Annotated in this window: 1 protein-coding gene; it reads right to left on the bottom strand. The window is 66.6% G+C overall.

The window, feature by feature from the left end; genetic code table 11:
• Positions 1-677: 677 nt before the first annotated feature.
• Entirely contained in the window at positions 678-2,297 is a 1,620-nt protein-coding gene (locus ACWCPQ_RS34965; protein WP_449907445.1) for a dolichyl-phosphate-mannose--protein mannosyltransferase, read from the bottom strand.
• Positions 2,298-3,062 lie beyond the last annotated feature (765 nt).

The following is a 3,062-nucleotide window of genomic DNA, read 5'->3' on the forward strand; positions in this document are numbered from 1 at the left end:
GTTCAGGCCTCGGGACTCGCGCCTTCGGCGCATGCGCTTCGAGGCCTGAACGGCGAGACGGGCCTCAACCCTTCGAGGTGTCTCGTAAAACTCGACGCATGCGGGTTGCGGTGGCATCGACGGCCCGGTCTGCATGCGGACCCGCTGTGTGTACAGGTCGGCATGCGGACCTTCAGTTCTGCTGCCGGATGGTGGGCATGCGGACCCGGGAGTTCCAGCTACTCCGGGTGGGTCGGCATGCGCCCTTGTCTATTGCTACTCCGGATCGTCGGCATGCTCATCCACACCATGTATCTACTCCCGGACGGCCGGCATCTGTGGTCGGGGCCCGCCCCGGTTCTGGAGCGACAGAGCGAAGGAGCGCAGCGACTGAGTGCCGGAGTGAAGAACCGGGGTCACGAGGGCCCCGACAGCGACGCCGCAGGCGGCGCAGGTAAACACAGCCCGCCCCGGTTCTGGAGCGACAGAGCGAAGGAGCGCAGCGACTGAGTGCCGGAGTGAAGAACCGGGGTCACGAGGGCCCCGACAGCGACGCCGCAGGCGGCGCAGGTAAACACAGCCCGCCCCGGTTCTGGAGCGACAGAGCGAAGGAGCGCAGCGACTGAGCGGCGGAGTGAAGAACCGGTGCTAATAGGGCCCCGACACGCGACGCCGGAGGCGGCGCAAATGAACTCAGCTCATCTCCAGCTCGGTAACCAGAGGTGGTGCTGCCAGTTGGACGTGGTGATCGGTAGCCCGGTGAGGATCGGCCACAACCAGATGAAGTTCGTGATCACCAGGCCGAGGTAGAGACAGACCACCAGCAGGCCGAGACTGTGGCGTTCGCTGGGTTCGGCGGGGAGGAACATGCCGCCCGGTCCGCGGGCGACCGGGCGTCTGGCAGTCCCGAGTATGTCGCCGAGTACGAGTGCGACTGCCATCACCAAGAAGGGGGCCAAGGTGACCGCGTAGAAGTAGTACATCTGCCGGTCCAAGGTCAGGAACCAGGGCAGCAGCGCCGCACCGTAGGCCGTGAGCACGGCCGCGTACCGCCAGTCGCGGCGCACGACCCAGCGCCAGATTCCCCACGCCAACACCGGAAGCGCGACCCACCACAGGGCCGGGGTGCCGACCAGCATGACGGCTTTCACGCATTCGGTCTGCCCGCAGCCGGTTACTCCGTCGTCGGCGTAGTAGTACAGCATCGGCCGCAACCCCATCGGCCAGGTCCACGGTTTGGACTCCCACGGGTGATGGTTACCGGCGGAATTGGTGAGTTCGGAATGGAACGTGAGGGTGCGGGAATGGAAATACCACAGCGAACGGAAGGCATCGGGCACCAGATGCGACCAGAACCCGCCGGTACCGATCCCGTCCTCGGGAGCCGACGGGTTACCCGCCATATACCGGTAGACCCCTGTCTCGCTGCGGAACCAGGCGGCGTAACTGGCCAGATACACGCCCAGCGGGATCAACACCAGCGCATACAGGGCAGGACCCAGATCGCGGACAGCGGTGCCGTACAGCGGTTTGCGGACACCGTAGGTACGACGCGCGAACAGGTCGAACAGAACGCTCATCAGCCCGAACGCGGCGATGAAATACAAACCGGACCATTTGGTTCCACACGACAGCCCCAGCAGTACCCCGGCACCGAATCGCCACCAACGCACGCCCAGACGCGGCCCCCACGGAGTTTCGTCGATCCGGCCCTCGGCGTCGGCCCGCGCCAGCCGGGCCCGCATCTGATCGCGATCGACGATCAGACAGCCGAAAGCGGCGGTGACGAAAACAGTGATGAAAATATCGAGCATCCCGATCCGTGACGACACGAACGTCGTCCCGTCCGCGATCAGCATGATCCCCGCGAGCGCCCCCAGCATCGTCGAACGCGTCAACCGCCGGACGATCCGGATGACCAGCAGAATCAGCACGGTCCCGGCCAGCGCTGCGGAAAACCGCCAGCCCCAGCCGTTGTAGCCGAACAGCGCCTCCCCGACAGCGATCATCTGCTTCCCGACCGGCGGATGAACCACCAGCCCGTAACCGGGGTTGTCCTCGATCCCACCGGTGAGGAACTGCCAGCCCTGCGGCGCGTAATGCTTCTCGTCGAACACCGGCGTTCCGGCGTCGGTCGGATAATTGAGCATGGTGAAGCGGGTGATGGCCGCGATCACCGTCAGAAACAGGGTGACCACCCAACCGCGCGCGGTATCGGTCGGACCGAAATCAGGTGCGGGCCGCAATGGGGCCGGGCTCGACCAAGTGCGCGGCGGCCGCCAGGCCGGGCTACGGCGCGGTGCGGTCAGCTGTGTCACGCAGCCGAGCTTATGTGCTGTGTATATTTGCGCCGCCTTCGGCGTCGCGGGCGGGGCCCTCGTGACCCCGGGTCTGTATTTATGGCGTCGCCTTCGGCGTCGCGGGCGGGGCCCTCGTGACCCCGGGTCTTCCCTCCTCCGCTCCTCCGCTTCGCTCCCCCGCTCCGTCAGTCCAGACCCGGGGCGGGCCCCGCCTTTGTGGTGGGCTCCGCTTTGGGTGAGGTGGGGGCCTCGTGACTCTGGTTCTTCCCTCCTGTGCTTCCTCCGCTTCGCTCCGTCGCTCCAGACCCGGGGCGGGCCCCGCCTTTGTGGTGGGCTCCGCTTTGAGTGAGGTCGGGGCCTCGTGGCCCTGGGTTTTCACTCCGGCGGTCGGTGGCCGTGCTCCTTCGCTCTGTGACTCCGGGACCGGGCGGGTCCGGCTGTGTTCACTGTGCTGCCTGCGGGTGCTCTGGTCCGGGGTATTCGTGACCCGCGTTCCCTACCCTTGTGGCCGGTCGCTGCGCCGCTCTGCCTCGTCGCTGCGGAACCGAGGCCGGCCCGGCTACCGCGACTCGCCTCCGGAAGGTCGCATCGCCGCCCTGCCCGGCCGAACGAAAGGGTGAAGTTCGGGCCGGCATCCGCCCACACCACCACCTGTCTCGGCCGTCGATCACCGACGTAACCTGTGTGAGTCGAGTTTTACGAGACACCTCAAAGGGTTGAGGCCCGTCTCGCCGTTCAGGCCTCGAAAGCGCATGAGCCGAAGGCTCGAGTCTCGAGGCCTGA

Source organism: Nocardia sp. NPDC001965 (assembly GCF_053594175.1).